Source organism: Streptomyces venezuelae (assembly GCF_008642315.1).
GTDB lineage: Bacteria > Actinomycetota > Actinomycetes > Streptomycetales > Streptomycetaceae > Streptomyces > Streptomyces venezuelae_D.
Genome location: NZ_CP029192.1, coordinates 4,976,271 through 4,989,275, shown reverse-complemented (window position 1 = coordinate 4,989,275; position 13,005 = coordinate 4,976,271). Strand labels below are relative to the sequence as shown.

The 13,005-nt window shown below is 73.8% G+C and carries 12 protein-coding genes; 9 read left to right on the top strand and 3 right to left on the bottom strand.

Features of this window, described 5'->3' with window-relative positions; genetic code table 11:
• Window positions 1–7: 7 nt before the first annotated feature.
• Window positions 8–637: an HAD family hydrolase gene (locus DEJ48_RS21860; RefSeq protein ID WP_150217792.1), complete on the bottom strand. Its 630-nt coding sequence runs from the start codon at window positions 635–637 to the stop codon at window positions 8–10.
• 83 nt (window positions 638–720) lie between these two features.
• Between DEJ48_RS21860 and DEJ48_RS21855 the strand changes: the two genes are divergently transcribed.
• Genes DEJ48_RS21855 through DEJ48_RS21840 form a run of 4 tightly spaced genes read left to right on the top strand, consistent with a single transcriptional unit; the run spans window position 721 to window position 4,644 of the window.
• Window positions 721–1,719, top strand: a complete 999-nt coding sequence (locus DEJ48_RS21855; RefSeq protein WP_150217791.1) for a FecCD family ABC transporter permease — start codon at window positions 721–723, stop codon at window positions 1,717–1,719.
• Complete coding sequence (locus DEJ48_RS21850) at window positions 1,716–2,813, top strand: FecCD family ABC transporter permease (protein ID WP_150217790.1); 1,098 nt, start codon at window positions 1,716–1,718, stop codon at window positions 2,811–2,813. The genes DEJ48_RS21855 and DEJ48_RS21850 overlap by 4 nt, the downstream gene beginning before the upstream one ends.
• Window positions 2,810–3,649, top strand: coding sequence for an ABC transporter ATP-binding protein (locus DEJ48_RS21845; RefSeq protein WP_150217789.1), 840 nt, complete (start codon window positions 2,810–2,812; stop codon window positions 3,647–3,649). The genes DEJ48_RS21850 and DEJ48_RS21845 overlap by 4 nt, the downstream gene beginning before the upstream one ends.
• A gap of 11 nt (window positions 3,650–3,660) precedes the next feature.
• Window positions 3,661–4,644 carry an ABC transporter substrate-binding protein gene (locus DEJ48_RS21840; protein WP_150217788.1) on the top strand — a complete coding sequence of 328 codons (984 nt, stop codon included), beginning with the start codon at window positions 3,661–3,663 and terminating at the stop codon, window positions 4,642–4,644.
• Window positions 4,645–4,675: 31 nt separating this feature from the next.
• Here the strand turns inward: DEJ48_RS21840 and DEJ48_RS21835 are convergent, their stop codons facing one another.
• Window positions 4,676–5,770, bottom strand: coding sequence for a DUF2157 domain-containing protein (locus DEJ48_RS21835; RefSeq protein ID WP_150217787.1), 1,095 nt, complete (start codon window positions 5,768–5,770; stop codon window positions 4,676–4,678).
• Window positions 5,771–5,966: 196 nt separating this feature from the next.
• On the opposite strand from DEJ48_RS21835, the gene DEJ48_RS21830 reads away from it, so the two are divergent.
• From DEJ48_RS21830 to DEJ48_RS21820, 3 genes are all read left to right on the top strand, one after another.
• A complete protein-coding gene (locus DEJ48_RS21830) occupies window positions 5,967–6,155 on the top strand; it encodes a hypothetical protein (RefSeq protein ID WP_190537519.1) in 189 nt (62 codons plus the stop codon).
• An 89-nt stretch (window positions 6,156–6,244) separates the two neighbouring features.
• Window positions 6,245–7,459: a glycosyltransferase 87 family protein gene (locus DEJ48_RS21825; protein WP_411757472.1), complete on the top strand. Its 1,215-nt coding sequence runs from the start codon at window positions 6,245–6,247 to the stop codon at window positions 7,457–7,459.
• Window positions 7,392–7,772 (top strand): hypothetical protein, encoded by a 381-nt coding sequence (locus DEJ48_RS21820; RefSeq protein ID WP_150217785.1) that lies wholly within the window; start codon window positions 7,392–7,394, stop codon window positions 7,770–7,772. Before DEJ48_RS21825 ends, DEJ48_RS21820 begins: the two co-directional genes overlap by 68 nt.
• Before the next feature lie 16 nt (window positions 7,773–7,788).
• On the opposite strand, the gene DEJ48_RS21815 is transcribed toward DEJ48_RS21820, so the two are convergent.
• Window positions 7,789–9,429 (bottom strand): DNA repair helicase XPB, encoded by a 1,641-nt coding sequence (locus DEJ48_RS21815; RefSeq protein WP_150217784.1) that lies wholly within the window; start codon window positions 9,427–9,429, stop codon window positions 7,789–7,791.
• A gap of 120 nt (window positions 9,430–9,549) precedes the next feature.
• On the opposite strand from DEJ48_RS21815, the gene DEJ48_RS21810 reads away from it, so the two are divergent.
• Window positions 9,550–10,305 carry a metallophosphoesterase family protein gene (locus DEJ48_RS21810; RefSeq protein WP_150217783.1) on the top strand — a complete coding sequence of 252 codons (756 nt, stop codon included), beginning with the start codon at window positions 9,550–9,552 and terminating at the stop codon, window positions 10,303–10,305.
• Window positions 10,306–10,375: 70 nt separating this feature from the next.
• Window positions 10,376–12,946: a helicase-associated domain-containing protein gene (locus tag DEJ48_RS21805; protein ID WP_150217782.1), complete on the top strand. Its 2,571-nt coding sequence runs from the start codon at window positions 10,376–10,378 to the stop codon at window positions 12,944–12,946.
• The last annotated feature ends 59 nt before the right edge of the window (window positions 12,947–13,005 follow it).

Here is a 13,005-nt window from a genome sequence, read left to right as displayed (position 1 = left end):
GGCCGCGCTAGCGGACGGTCTGTCCCGCCACGTACGCGTCGAGCCAGGCCGGGAACTCCGTCAGTCCGCCGAGGACGACGTCGGCGCCCGCCGCGCGCAGTTCCGCTGCGTCGCACGGTCCGGTCGCCACCGCCACGGAGAGCGCGCCCGCCGTACGCGCGCCGCGTACATCACCGGTGTGGTCCCCGACGTACACCGTCGCGCCGTGCTCGCGCAGCGCCTGCGCCTTCGCCTCCGCCCACAGCCAGCCGATGACGGCGTCGGCCTCGATGCCGAGGTGCGACAGGTGCAGCTTCGCGTTGGGCTCGTGCTTGGCCGTCACCACGATCGCGCGCCCGCCGTGCGCGTGCACCGCCGCCACGGCCTCACGGGCCCCGGTCATCGCGAGGGTCGGCTCGATGGCGTGTGTGGTGTAGATCTCGCGGTAGAGGTCACCCGTCTCCCTGATCTTCTCCTCGGGGAACCAGTACCTCAGCTCCTCCTCCAGCGGCGGGCCGAGCCGCGTGACCGCCAGGTCGGCGTCGACGTACGTCCCCGTCCTCGCGGAAAGCGCCTGATAGGCGGCCTTGATACCGGGCCGGGAGTCGATCAGGGTCATGTCGAGGTCGAAGCCGACGGTCAGCGTGTGTGCACTCATGCGCCCCATTGTGCCGAGGGCGGGCACCCCGCCCGCCCCTAGACTTAGCCCACCCTTACCTCCCGGTGAAACGAGCCCAGCCGATGTCTGTGCCCGTCCGACGCGTCACCGTCCTGACGGCGGCCGTCGTGGCCCTGCTCCTCGCCGTCCTGCTGAGCCTCGCCGTGGGCGCCCGCGCCATCGCGCCGTCCGCCGTCCTCGACGCGCTGCTGCACGGCGGGCACGGCGACTCAGCCGAGGTGATACGCGAGATGCGGGTGCCCCGCACCGTCACCGGCGTACTCGTCGGCGCCTCCCTCGCACTGGCCGGCACCGTCCTGCAGGGCATCACCCGCAACCCCATCGCCGACCCCGGCATCCTCGGCATCAGCCAGGGCGCCTCCGTCGCCGTCGTCCTCGCCATCGCCTACGCCGGAGTCCACACCCTCACCGGATACGTCTGGTGGGCGTTCGCCGGCGCCGGGCTCGCCTCCGTCGCCGTCCACGCCATCGCGTCCGGCGGCCGGGGCGGCGCGACACCCGTGAAACTGGCGCTCGGCGGCGCCGCCATCAACGCCCTGCTCGTCTCCGTCACCACCGGCGTCCTCACCACCAAGGCGTCCGCGCTCGACGAGTTCCGGTTCTGGCAGGTCGGCTCGCTCTCCGGCCGCGACGCCGAGATCGTCGGCCGGATCTGGCCGTTCCTGCTCGTGGGCCTCCTGCTCGTCCTCTCCGTCGCCCGCGGCCTGGACGCGCTCGCGCTCGGCGAGGACGTCGCGAAGGGCATCGGCCAGAACGTCGCCGCGGTACGCATCGTCGGCGGACTCGGCGCGACCGTCCTCACCGGCGCGGGCGTGGCCGCCGCGGGCCCCATCGCCTTCATCGGCCTGGCCGTCCCGCACATCGCCCGCGCGCTCATCGGCGCCGACCACCGCTGGGTCCTGCCGCTCGCCGCGCTCATCGGGCCCGTGATGCTCCTGGTCTCCGACACCGTCGGGCGGATCGTCTTCCCGCCCAGCGAGGTGCCCGCCGGGGTGATGACCGCGCTCATCGGGGTGCCGTTCCTCGTGACGCTGGTCCGCCGCAAGGCGGTGGCGGCATGAGCGCCGTCGCCCCGGCCCGGGTCCGGCCCGCCGGGTACGCGGTGCTGCGCGTGCGCCGCGCCGCGTTCCTCGTGCACCGCAGGGCCGCCGCCGTCGCCGTGGTCCTCGCCCTGCTGCTCGCGGCGAGCTGTCTCGCGTACCTCTGTGTCGGCGAGTCCTTCGTCCACCCCGTCGAGGCCCTGAAGGTCGTGCTCGGGCAGCCCTCCGCCGACGCGCTCGTCGTGGGCACGCTGCGCGAACCCCGCATGGTCGTCGGGCTGTTGGTCGGCGCCGCGTTCGGGGTGGCCGGCGCGCTCATCCAGACCGTCGCCCGCAACCCGCTCGCCAGCCCCGACATCATCGGCATCAGCCACGGCGCGAGCGCGCTGACCGTCGGCGCGCTGACCCTCGGCGTCACCTCGTACACCGTCCTGCCCTACCTGTCCGTGCTCGGCGGGATCGCCGCGGCGGCCCTCGTGTACGTCTTCGCGTGGCGCGGCGGACTGCACGCCGGCCGCTTCGTCCTCATCGGCATCGGCTTCGCCATCGCCCTGCGCTCGGTGACGACGCTCTTCATGACCAAGGGCGACTACCTCGTCGCCCAGCAGGCGCAGATCTGGATGACGGGCTCCCTGAACGGCCGCGGCTGGCACGAGGCGAACCCGCTCGCCCTCACCCTGCTCGTCCTGTTCCCCTTCGTCCTGTGGGCGGCCCGCGCCCAGCGCGCGGTCGGCCTGGACGACGACACGGCGACGGCCCTCGGCACGCGCCTCGGCCACGCGCGCCTCGGGCTCGTCCTGCTCGGCGTCGTCCTCGCCTCGGTGGCCACCGGCGCCGCGGGCCCCGTCGACTTCGTGGCGCTCCTCGCCCCGCAGACCGCCCGCAGACTGACCCGCACCGCGCAGCTCCCGCTGCTCTGCTCCGCGCTGCTCGGCGCGCTGATCGTCGTCCTCGCCGACCTGCTGGCCCGGCGGCTGTTCTCCCCCACCGAGCTGCCCGTCGGCGTCCTCACCGCGGCCGTCGGAGCGCCCTATCTGATCTGGCTCATCGTCCGCGGCCGCTCCGTACGCTCCGCCCACTCCGTACGCTCCGTCCGCTCTGGAGGCACGTCGTGACCGCCGCCCGCCTTTCGGCCCGCGCGCTGACCCTCGCCTACGAGGACCGCACGGTCGTCGAGCGCCTCGACCTCACCATCCCCGACGGCAAGGTCACCGTGATCGTCGGCCCCAACGCGTGCGGCAAGTCCACGACGCTGCGGGCCCTCGGCCGTCTCCTCAAGCCGAGGAGCGGCGCCGTCCTCCTCGACGGCACGTCCCTCGCCACGCTCCCCACCAAGAAGATCGCCCAGCAGATCGGGCTGCTCCCGCAGACCCCCGTGGCGCCCGAGGCGATCACTGTCGCCGACCTCGTGGCGCGCGGCCGCCAGCCCCACCAGCGCTGGTGGCAGCAGTGGTCCGACGCGGACGAGCGGGCGGTGACGGAGGCGATGGAACGCACCGACGTCGTCTCCCTCGCCGAACGCCCCGTCGACGAGCTGTCGGGCGGCCAGCGCCAGCGCGTGTGGATCGCGATGGCCCTCGCCCAGGACACCGGCCTGCTCCTCCTCGACGAGCCGACCACCTACCTGGACATCTCCCACCAGGTCGAAGTCCTCGACCTGGTGCGCCAGTTGAACCACGAACGCGGCCGCACGGTCGTGGTCGTCCTGCACGACCTGAACCAGGCGGCGCGCTACGCCGACCACCTCGTCGCCATGAAGGCGGGCGAGGTCGTCGCGGAGGGCGCGCCCGCGAAGATCGTCACCGAAGAGCTCGTGCGCGAGGTCTTCGGCCTGGAGTGCGTGGTGGTCCCGGACCCCGTGACCGGCTCCCCGCTGGTCGTCCCCGGGGCGCCGTGGTCCGCGACCGCTCCGCCCCCTCTCCCTCCTGCCCCCTCCCGCCTGACCCCATGAAAGGCGTCCCCATGCCCCGTTCCCGCGCCCCCATCCACCGCCGCGCGCTGCTCACCGGCTCGCTGGCCCTCACCGGCACGCTCGCGCTGACCGCCTGCGGCTCGTCGGACTCCGGCGACACGGCCGCGGGCTCCGGCGGGACCCACACGGTGAAGACGGCCATGGGCGACGTGAAAGTGCCCGTGAACCCGCGCCGCGTCGTCGTCCTCGACACCGCCGAACTGGACTCCGCGATCACCCTCGGCGTGAAACCGGTCGGCTCCACGCACGTCGAGGCGTCGTCCGGGTTCCTGGGCTACCTGCCGAAGGACGAGGTCAGCGGCATCAAGGACGTCGGCGAGATGATGACGCCCAACATGGAGGCCATCGCCGCGCTGAAGCCCGACCTCATCCTGACGTCGAAGATCCGGCACGCCGCCAAGTACGACCAGCTGAAGGCGATCGCGCCGACCGTCATGACGGAGACGACCGGCTACCCCTGGAAGGAGAACTTCCAGGTGCACGCCGACGCGCTCGGCAAGCGGGCCGAGGCGAAGAAGGTCGTCGCCGACTACACGGCACACACGCGGAAGGTCACCAAGGCCATCGGCGGCCCCGCGAAGGCCGAACAGACGAAGGTCAACGTGCTGCGCTTCATCGAGGGCGCCGACATCCGCCTCTACGGCGACCGGAGCTACATCGCCACCCTCCTCAAGGACGTCGGCCTCGGCCGCGCCCCGATCTCCGCGAAGGCCAAGGACGGCTTCTCCTACGACCTGTCCCCCGAGAAGATCGACCTCGCGGACACGGACGTCATCTTCCGCTCCACGTACGGCGATCCGAAGAAGTCCAAGGAGACGCAGACCGTGGGCAGCGGCCTGTGGAAGAACATGAAGGCGGTGAAGTCCGGCAACGTCCACACCGTCGACGACGAGCTGTGGATCCAGGGCATCGGCTACACCGCGGCGGACCGCATCCTGGACGAGATGCAGGCCGACCTGACGAAGAAGCGGTAGCGGCGGGGCTGTTCGCGGTCGTTGCCGCTGCTCACGGCCGTTGCCGCTGCGACCTCCACAGCAGGAACAGCGCGGAGGCGACGGCCGCCCCCCGCACCACCCACGGCCAGGTGTCGCCGATGGCGTCGCTCATGTGCCCGTCCCTGATCGGGTCGCCCCAGCGCCCGTCGCCGCGCCCCCACAGCCAGGTGATCCCGGCCGCCACCGCGAGGGTCGGCAGCCCGATCACGGCGAACTTCACCTCGGCGCGGGTGAGCCTGCGGGAGGCGTAGGCGATGAGCCAGCCGACGCCGAGGACGACGAGATTGCCGAGGACCGCGCCGACGGTGAGGAGCGCGGCGGCGAGCAGGAGCAGCGGGTTGCTGAACGTCGGCCCCGTGCCGACGGCGGCCCGCGCCCCCGGCAGCCGCCACCTGCGCCGCCCAGGCTCCTCCACCGCCTCCTCGTACGCGGACTCTTCCTCGCCCTCCTCCTCGTCGCCGTCCTCCTCGTCCTCGTCCGACTCTTCCCGGACCTTCTTGGGGCCCGCCTTGGACGGGGGCTTGAGGATCTCGGGGATCTCGATGCCCCCGACGAAGCCGGGGACGCTGTCGGCGTGGCCGAACGGGCTGCTGTCCACGCGCCACCAGTCGGGCTGGGAGCCGCTGGGGCCGAGCTCGTCGATGCCCGCGAGGTGCGGTGGCGCGGCGCCCTCGAACAGGTCCGGCAGGTCGGGCGGGCGGCGTGGGTCGGGGATGCGCGATGACTCGGGGGACTCGGCAGCCTCCGGGGCCTTCTTCGTGGTGCGGCGGGGCTTCGGTACGCGCAGGGCGCGAAGTTTCGCCGGTACGTCGTCCGGCGCCTGCCCCTGCGCCTGCCCCGGCGTGTGTCCCGGCACGTCGCTCCGTACGTCCCCGGAGGCGCCGCCCGCCGCCTCCACGACCTCTTCCGGGGTGCCGAGGCGGGCGAGGATCCGGCGGACGGAGGCGGGGTTGTCGCCGGTGGCCCCGCCTCTGCCCCGGTCGATCCGGTTCCGCAGGTCGGCGACCAGCCGCATCCGGTCGCCGGACGGCAACTGCCGCTGCTGGGCCAGGTCTCCGACCCGGCTCAGATAGTCGTAGACCAGCTGATCGCTCTCGATCCCCACGAAGTCCCCTCCGGGGCGGCTGCGTTGACGCGCCGCGGTTGTACCCAGCGCTCTCGACGGTACCTTCTCCGGAGGCCCTAGGGGTCGGCCTCCGCCTTTAGGCGTACGGGCTCCGTCGCAGGTTGCACCCCAGACCGAGGGGAGGGTTGCACCGCAGGCCGATGTGCGTGGGACGCGCGAGAACCATCATGGACACATGAGCGCAACCACCTTCACCCCCGTGTCCGCCCAGTCGTCCGCCGACCCCGGCGCCGTGCCGCACGGCGCCCCGCACCCGCGCGGCATCGGCGGTGCCCTGCGCGCCGCCAAGGTCCTCATGAGCGCCGCGTTCGGCGTCGTCGTGCTCGGCGAGTTCGCCGAGGAAGCGGGCGTGCGGACCCGCTGACGCGGCGCCGGCCGGGTCCGGCACGCCCACCCCTTCTCCGCCGTCCACCGACCTCGGTCCACTAAAGTCACGCCGTGCAACCACGGATCGTGACGACTCGTTCACTCACCGCGGCTCGCGTGCTGCTCGCGGTCTCCCTCGCCGCTCTGGCCGTCCTCTGCGTCGTCCAGCACGTCCCGATGGCCGACACCCTGGTCTACCGGGCCGAGGGCGCCGCCGTCGCCAACGGCAGCGACCTGTACGGGTTCACCGTCACCGAGTGGGAACTTCCCGCCACCTACCCGCCGTTCGCCGCGATCCTCTTCGTACCGACGACCTGGCTGCCCCTGGGCGCCCTGAAGACGGTCTTCCTCGTCGGCAACGTCGCCCTTCTCCTCCTCCTGGTCCGCCTCTCCTGCAAGCTGGCCGGCCGCCCCGCCCCCGCGCCGTTCCTGTGCGCCGCGACCGCCCTCGCCCTGTGGCTCGAACCCGTCTTCCAGACCGTCCTGTTCGGCCAGATCAACCTCGCGCTCGCCTGCCTGGTCCTGTGGGACCTCACCCGGCCGCCCGGCGCCGTCGGCAAGGGGTTCGCGGTCGGTGTCGCGGCCGGGATCAAGCTGACGCCCGCCGTGTTCGTCGTCTTTCTCCTGCTGCGGGGCCGCGTCCGCGAGGCGGCCGTCGCGTGCGCCGGGTTCGCCGGCACCGTGCTGCTCGGTGCGCTGGTGCTGCCCGCCGCGAGCGTCGACTTCTGGACGCGGCGGGTCTTCGAGACGGGCCGCGTCGGCAAGGCGTGGATCGTCGACAACCAGTCGCTCCAGGGCCTGGTCGCGCGCCTCCTGCACGACGCGGAGCCGGGCGCGGCCTGGGCGGTCCCCGCGGCCGTGACCGCCGCCGTCGGTCTCTGGCTGGTCCGCCGCGCCCCTGACGAGCCGCGCGCGCTGCTCCTCGCCGCGTTCACGGCCCTGCTGGTCTCCCCGATCAGCTGGTCGCACCACTGGGTGTGGTGCGTGCCGCTCCTGGTCGTCCTGATCGCGGAGGGCCGCCCGCGCCCGGCGGCGGCGGTGGCGGCCCTCTTCACGGCCCGCACGTTCTGGCTGCTCCCGCACGACGGCGCCCTGGACCTCCACCTGCCGTGGTGGCAGCAGGCGTTGGCTTCGCCGTACGCGCTGCTCGCCCTCGCGTCGGCGCCGATGTTGAGTACGTACCTGAGTACGCGGACCGAGGTGCCGGCCCCGCGCCGCCGGGTTGACTCGTTCCATGCACCCCAAGACGGACCCCGAGACGGCTCCCGCGACGGAGCCCCGCCACGAGTGGGCCGCCCGTAACGCCGCCTACGCCGCCGCGCACCCCGTCCCGCAGCAGTCCCGCGTCGTCGCCCTGGCCCTGGCGACACCCGTCGTGCTGCTGCTCCTCACGATCGGCTGGTACCTGGTCGCCCTCGACGCGGAGCTCGGCGACGCCTCGTCGCAGGCCCACCAGGACGTGGTGGCACGCTGCGTCCTCGCGACGCTCGGCGGCCTCGGCTGCCTGACGGCGGGCTGGCTCACGCCGCGCGGCTCGCGCGCGGCGTGGCTGCGGACGGCGTTCGCCCTGACGTCGGTCCTGGTGATTCCCGCGGCGATGTTCGCGGGGGCCTGACCGCGGCCCGCGCCCGCTATCCCGCCAGCAGCTCGTCCGCGTCCACGATGCGGTACGCGTAACCCTGCTCGGCGAGGAACCGCTGCCGGTGGGCGGCGAAGTCCTGGTCGATGGTGTCGCGCGCGACGACGGAGTAGAAGCGCGCCTCGTGCCCGTCGGCCTTGGGCCGCAGCACGCGGCCGAGGCGCTGCGCCTCCTCCTGCCGCGACCCGAACGTGCCGGACACCTGGATGGCGACCGTCGCCTCGGGCAGGTCGATGGAGAAGTTGGCGACCTTGGAGACGACGAGGACGGAGATCTCGCCCTCGCGGAACGCGTCGAAGAGCTTCTCTCGCTGCGCGTTGGTCGTCTCGCCCTTGATGACGGGCGCGTCCAGGTGTTCGCCGAGCTCGTCGAGCTGGTCGATGTACTGCCCGATGACCAGCGTCTGCTCGCCCGCGTGCTTCTTGACCAGCGCCTCCGTCACCTTCCGCTTCGTCGCCGTGGTGGCGCAGAAGCGGTACTTCTCCTCGGCCTCCGCGGTGGCGTACGCGAGCCGCTCGCTGTCGGTGAGGTTGACCCGCACCTCGACGCAGTCGGCGGGCGCGATGTAGCCCTGCGCCTCGATCTCCTTCCACGGGGCGTCGAACCGCTTGGGCCCGATGAGGGAGAAGACGTCGGACTCGCGCCCGTCCTCGCGTACGAGGGTCGCCGTGAGCCCGAGACGGCGGCGGGCCTGCAGATCGGCGGTGAACTTGAAGACGGGCGCGGGCAGCAGGTGCACCTCGTCGTAGATCACGAGGCCCCAGTCGCGCGAGTCGAAGAGTTCGAGGTGCGGGTAGATGCCCTTCCGCTTGGTCGTCAGCACCTGGTACGTGGCGATCGTGACGGGCCGGATCTCCTTGCGCGTCCCGCTGTACTCACCGATCTCGTCCTCCGTCAGGGAGGTCCGCTTCACCAGCTCGTGCTTCCACTGGCGGGCGGAGACCGTGTTGGTGACGAGGATGAGCGTGGTGGCCTTGGCCTGCGCCATGGCCCCCGCGCCGACCAGGGTCTTCCCGGCCCCGCAGGGCAGGACGACGACGCCGCTGCCGCCGTGCCAGAACCCCTCGACGGCCTGCTGCTGGTAGGGCCGCAGCGACCAGCCCGCCTCGTCCAGGTCGATCTTGTGCGCCTCGCCGTCGACGTATCCGGCGAGGTCCTCGGCGGGCCAGCCCAGCTTCAGCAGCGTCTGCTTGATCTGGCCGCGCTCGGAGGGGTGGACGGCCACGGTGTCCGGGTCGAGGCGCGCGCCGACGAGCGGCTGCACCTTCTTCGACCGCAGGATCTCTTCGAGCACCGGCCGGTCGGTGGTGGTGAGGACGAGTCCGTGGGTGGGGTGCTTGGAGAGCGTGAGGCGTCCGTACCGCGCCATCGTCTCGGCGACGTCGACGAGCAGCGCGTGCGGCACGGGGTACCGCGAGAACTCCACGAGCGCGTCCACGACCTGCTCCGCGTCGTGCCCGGCGGCCCGCGCGTTCCACAGCCCGAGCGGGGTGACCCGGTAGGTGTGGATGTGCTCGGGCGCCCGCTCCAGCTCCGCGAAGGGCGCGATGGCACGACGGCAGGCCTCCGCCTGCTCGTGGTCGACCTCGAGCAGGAGGGTCTTGTCCGACTGGACGATGAGGGGACCGTTCACGCGAGCGCCCTTTCCGTAGGCCAAACGTCCAGTGTGCCGCACCGGCGGCGGTACGCGGGCGGTACGCGGGGGGCGAAAGCGGCTGTACCGGGGCGCGGCCGCCGCCCCACATTGGTGATCATGCTGACCCGAGTGGCCGTTCTCTCCGACATCCACGGCGTCCTGCCCGCCCTCGAAGCCGTCCTCGCGGAGCCGGAGGTGCGCGCGGCGGACCGGGTGGTGCTGACCGGCGACATCACAGCGGGCCCACAGCCCGCCGAGGTACTCGACCTGCTGGCCGAGCTCGGCGACCGCGCCGTCCCGATCAGCGGCAACGCCGACCGTGAGCTGCTCGAATACCGCCGCGGCCACCGCGACACCATCCCCGACCCCATCGGCCCCTGGGCGGCGGACCAACTCCGCACGGACCACCTGGACCTCCTGGAGCGGCTCCCGCGGTCGGCGCGCCTCACGCTCACGGGCCTCGGCGACGTCCTCTTCTGCCACGCCACGCCCCGCGACGACGAGGAGATCGTCCTGGTCGACTCCCGCCCCGAACGGTGGGCGGAGGTCCTCGACGGCGTCGACCCCGCCGTGCGCACGGTGGTCTGCGGCCACACCCACATGCCGTTCGTCCGCCTCGCCCACGGCCGCACGGCCGTCAACCCCGGCAGCGTCGGCATGCCCTACGGCCGCCCGGGCGCCCACTGGGCCCTCCTCGGCCCCGGCATCGAGCTGCGCACCACGCCGTACGACATCGACGCCGCCGTGGCCCGCCTGACCCGGGAGTGCGGCTACCCCGACGTCGCGGACTGGGCGGACCACTACTTGCGGGCCCGCGACAGCGACACGGACGCGCTCGCGGTGTTCGGGCCGCTGGACGGGCGGGAGCGGTAGGCGGGCGCAGGCGGTCCCGCAAGGGCGACAGCACACCAGGGATGCGGCTCGACCCGCTACCGTGAACCGGATGAGCACCGAGCCGCAGTACACGGACAACGCCGACGCGAGCGTCACCGCACCGCCGCGTGCGGCGGACGTGCCGCGGTCTCTCGCCGAAGCGCTCAGGTCGCGGGACGACGACGCGCTCGCCGGCCTGCTGCGCGCCCGGCCCGATCTCCTGAACCCCGTGCCGAACGACCTCACGCAGCTCGCCACCCGCGCGGGGACCCGCGCCTCCGTGGTGCGTGCGCTGGAGCGGCTCGACCGGTTCGCGCAGCAGGTCGCCGAGGTGCTCGCCGTGGCGCCCGATCCCGCCTCGTACGAGGAGGTGCGCCGCCTGCTCGCGGGGGACGACGGCGACGCCGCCGTCGAGGCCGCCCTGCCGCGCGCCCTCGCCACCCTCCACGCGCAGGCCCTCGTGTGGGGGCCCGACGACCGGCTGCGGCTCGTGCGCACCGCCCGCGAGCTCCTCGCCCCGGCGCCGCAGCACCCCTCCCCGACCGGTCTCGGCCCCACCGTCGCCGAGGCCACCGCCGGGATGTCGCCGACCCGGGTCCAGGACATCGTCACGGCGGCAGGACTGCCGACGACCCACGACCCGGTGTCCGCCGTACAGTCGTTGACCGCGCTGTTCACGGACCGTACGCGGATGTCGGCGCTGCTCGACGAGGCGCCGGCGGAGTCCGTGGAGGTGCTGTCCCGGCTCGTGTGGGGCCCGCCCTACGGCCAGGTCACCGCCGACCCCGCCCGCCACCTGCGCTGGCTCCTCGACCGGGGCCTGCTCCTCCCGACCGCGCCCGGCACGGTCGTGCTGCCCCGCGAGGCGGCCCTGCACCTGCGCGCGGGCCGCGCGCACCGCACCCCGGAGCCCGTGCCGCCGACCGTCGAGGTCGCCCGCGAATACCGTCCACAGGTTGTGGACGCGGCCGCCGCCGGACAGGCCTACACCGCGCTCGCCACCGTCGAGGAGCTCCTCAAGGACTGGGACGAGGGCGGGCCCGCGGTGCTGCGCGCGGGCGGGCTGAGCGTGCGCGACCTGAAACGGACCGCGGTGGCCCTCGACACGTCCGAGCCGCTCGCCGCGTTCTGGGTCGAACTCGCGTACGCGGCCGGGCTGCTGGCCTCGGACGGCGAGGCCGACGAGCGGTACGCGGCGACGCCCGCGTACGACGAGTGGCAGGAGCTGCCCGCCGCCGAACGCTGGTCGGCGCTGGCCACGGCGTGGCTCGCGGCGACGCGGACGGCGGGGCTCGTGGGCGGCCGCGACGGCAAGGACCGCACGCTCTCCGCGCTCGGCCCGCACCTGGACCGCTCGACCGCCCCCGAGGTACGGCACCGGGTCCTCGCGCTCGCCGCCACGCTGCCGGAGGGCACGGCGCCCGTCCCCGAGACGCTCCAGAACCGGCTCCGCTGGGAGCGCCCGTCCGCATCGCGCGGCCGCCCCGCGCAGGACGGCGCCGCGAACCCGTCCGACTCGCCGACCCCGCAGGACCTGCGGTCGCGCATCGCGCAGTGGACGCTGAACGAGGCGGAGATGCTGGGTGTCACGGGACGCGGGGCGCTGTCGTCACACGGCCGAGCACTGCTGTCCGCCTCCTCCGGAGCATCCGCCTCCACCGGCCCCGAGGGCGCGTCCGCCGACCCGTCCGTCGAGCAGAGCCTCGCCGCCGCCCACGCCACGCGGCTCCTCGCCCCGCTCCTCCCCGAGCCCCTCGACCACGTCCTGCTCCAGGCCGACCTCACCGCCGTGGCCCCCGGCCCGCTGGAGCGGCCGCTCGCCGACGCCCTCGCCGTCCTGGCCGACGTGGAGTCGAAGGGCGGCGCCACCGTCTACCGCTTCACGCCGGGTTCCGTACGCCGTGCGCTCGACGCCGGGCAGTCCGCGTCCGACCTGCACGCGTTCCTGGCGGCACACTCCCGCACGCCCGTCCCGCAGCCCCTCGCCTATCTCATCGACGACGTGGCGCGGAAACACGGCCACCTGCGGATCGGGGCCGCGTCCGCGTACGTCCGCTGCGACGACGAGGCCCTCCTCAACGAGATCCTCGCCGACAAGCGCACCCAGAGCCTGCGGCTGCGCCGCCTCGCGCCGACCGTGCTCGCCGCCCAGGCGGACCCCGGCACGCTCCTCGACGGACTGCGCGCGATGGGTTTCGCGCCGGCCGCGGAGAGCGCGGAGGGCGACGTCCTGATCACCCGCGCGCACGCCCACCGGACGCCTCCGCGCTCGGCTCCCGAGCCGGTGCCGGACGGGCCGCCGCTGCCCGGCGCCACGCTCATCGGCGCGGCGGTGCGGGCGATCCGGGCGGGCGACCTGGCGTCGACGGCGCCGCGCAAGGAGGCCCCGACGTCGCCGTCGGACGGCCGTCTGCCGCGTACGACGGCGGCGGAGACCCTCGCCACGATGCAGGCGGCGGTGCTGACGGGCGAGGCGCTCTGGATCGGGTACGTGAACGCGGAGGGCACGGCGAGCCAGCGGGTCATCGCTCCGGTGCGGGTGGAGGGCGGCTTCGTCACGGCCTACGACCACACGGCGGACGAGGTCCGCACGTACCCCTTGCACCGCGTAACAGGCGTCGCCGAACTGGCCGACGACTGACCGAGCACGGGGTGGTGCACCCCGCACCCCGTGCACCGGCCCGTGCCGGCCGCTCGCGC

Excerpts from the sequence above, each read along its gene's own strand:
- DEJ48_RS21860 (WP_150217792.1), bottom strand. The coding sequence starts at position 637 with ATGAGTGCACACACGCTGACCGTCGGCTTCGACCTCGACATGACCCTG.
- DEJ48_RS21855 (WP_150217791.1), top strand. The coding sequence starts at position 721 with ATGTCTGTGCCCGTCCGACGCGTCACCGTCCTGACGGCGGCCGTCGTG.
- DEJ48_RS21850 (WP_150217790.1), top strand. The coding sequence starts at position 1,716 with ATGAGCGCCGTCGCCCCGGCCCGGGTCCGGCCCGCCGGGTACGCGGTG.
- DEJ48_RS21840 (WP_150217788.1), top strand. The coding sequence starts at position 3,661 with ATGCCCCGTTCCCGCGCCCCCATCCACCGCCGCGCGCTGCTCACCGGC.
- DEJ48_RS21830 (WP_190537519.1), top strand. The coding sequence starts at position 5,967 with ATGAGCGCAACCACCTTCACCCCCGTGTCCGCCCAGTCGTCCGCCGAC.
- DEJ48_RS21820 (WP_150217785.1), top strand. The coding sequence starts at position 7,392 with ATGCACCCCAAGACGGACCCCGAGACGGCTCCCGCGACGGAGCCCCGC.
- DEJ48_RS21810 (WP_150217783.1), top strand. The coding sequence starts at position 9,550 with ATGCTGACCCGAGTGGCCGTTCTCTCCGACATCCACGGCGTCCTGCCC.
- DEJ48_RS21805 (WP_150217782.1), top strand. The coding sequence starts at position 10,376 with ATGAGCACCGAGCCGCAGTACACGGACAACGCCGACGCGAGCGTCACC.